The sequence below is a fragment of the Candidatus Symbiopectobacterium sp. NZEC135 genome (assembly GCF_025962695.1).
The window spans coordinates 1-1738 of sequence record NZ_JAGFPF010000336.1; the positions used below are offsets into that span (position 1 = coordinate 1).

The window sequence follows — 1738 nt, forward strand, 5'->3', positions numbered from 1 at the left end:
CCGAGTAGATAAACGGATAAACCAAAGCAAAAAAAGGGAAGGCATTGTATATGTTTGCCCTGAGCAGGGGCTTGAGCGATTTGCATAATTGCCTGACCTGTGCAATCAACGCGGCATCATAAATAGCAAAAGGCCGCCAGGTGTAGGTCAAAGAAGAAATCAGCAGGTCAAGAAACCGATCCTCATGTGCACGGTTGAGCAATGTAAAATTGAAGGACTGAATAAAATCGAGATTATCACTGTCGGCAATGACGTGCCCACGTCGCATACGGTGTAGGGCAATGCTCATGTACACCAGGAAATATTTTTTACTGTTATAGCCTAGCGTAACACACTGGCTCAGTTGCCTTTGGTAGAGATCGGCCGCGAGGGCAATCTCCTCCTTACACGCTGTGAGAAATTGCGTGGCAATGGATTTATTGATGGGTTCATTGGCTTTATGCGGTACCAATACGTTGTCATCGCCAATTTCGACTGTTTTAAGGATTGTCAGGCAGATGGTAATTCGCAGCATAATTTCGTCACCGTCCAGACGCGATCCCTGGCGGGGAATGGCAGTCATGGAGAGATGATTTGCCTGTAAAAAGGTATATAACGCCGGATTATCATTTTTTAAGGTGGTTGAGCTGACATTGAATTTTCGGTAATACTCGCTTTTATTCACCACGTCGTGCAGGCACAGTGCCACACTCAGGTTTTTGATCCGCTCTTCGGCGGTGGTGATATAACGATTGAAAGGGATTCTGGTCAGGAAATCGATGTATTGGCGATAGGTGATCGCGGTGACTATCGATTGTCCATCGATATGCAGATGATATTCAGGCTCAAGAAACTCGTTGATACCTTTAAGCGAACGCTTCAACGTCGAGGTTGTTTTGCCAAATTTTGACATAACATCCTCAATAAATACCGGGCTGTGTTCCTGAATATATTTTAGCAACGACAGGTCAAAGCTGTTCACTAGGCGTTCTCAAGTTCGAATCCGTATCAGTAATCTGAGCGTACAGAAAATAGCGGGATGTGTCTGTGAGCTGTGTGAATTAATGTTGCGCATTTGCCCCACGACCCTGCACATCCCCCCGAGGTGGCAATGGGCCGCTAACCTAAGCCATACCGTTGTGAACCATCACCGACAGATAGTTGCCACCCGGTTTATTTACGCTATGTGGCGTTTTCGCTGACTTTATCCAAAGGGTACTGCGGTTATTCTGGTAGGGGAGATCCAGACCACCCTCAGATACACAACAGCAGAGGAGAGTCATAAAATTAATACAAAAAGTAACTGTTATATTTCACTGGGATTAATCTGTACCAATAAATGGGGTTTTAAAAAGGTGAAGTAAATTTAAACTGGTCTATAATGTTGTAAATTTGTATTTTTTCGTTATTTTCTATCTAAAAATTAATTTTATTAAGTGTTTTATTCTTATTTTGATGTGGATTAGGTATTCTGGCTTATGGCTCTACTGTACTATTTATTCGTCATTTTTTGCACGCTATAATCCTTTCCCGAACCATTACCTATTAATTGTTATCTCGTCTATGCAAAACATTCCGGCTGTCATCCTGCCCGTCGGAGCAGCATTTTATTGTGTTAATTCATCGCTATTTATTCCGGCTGGAACGCGGAATAACCGCATGGTGTGATTTTTCATGCCGCGCTAGGAGTCTACCATGTTTGATGTTGTCGAACTGTCTCGGTTGCAATTCGCCTTGACGGCTATGTATCACTTTTTAT

General features: G+C 43.2%; 1 pseudogene. It reads right to left on the minus strand.

From position 1 onward, the window contains the following. Window positions 1–961: pseudogene (locus J5224_RS26580) on the minus strand (hypothetical protein); the annotation flags it as partial. Between the last annotated feature and the right edge of the window lie 777 nt (window positions 962–1738).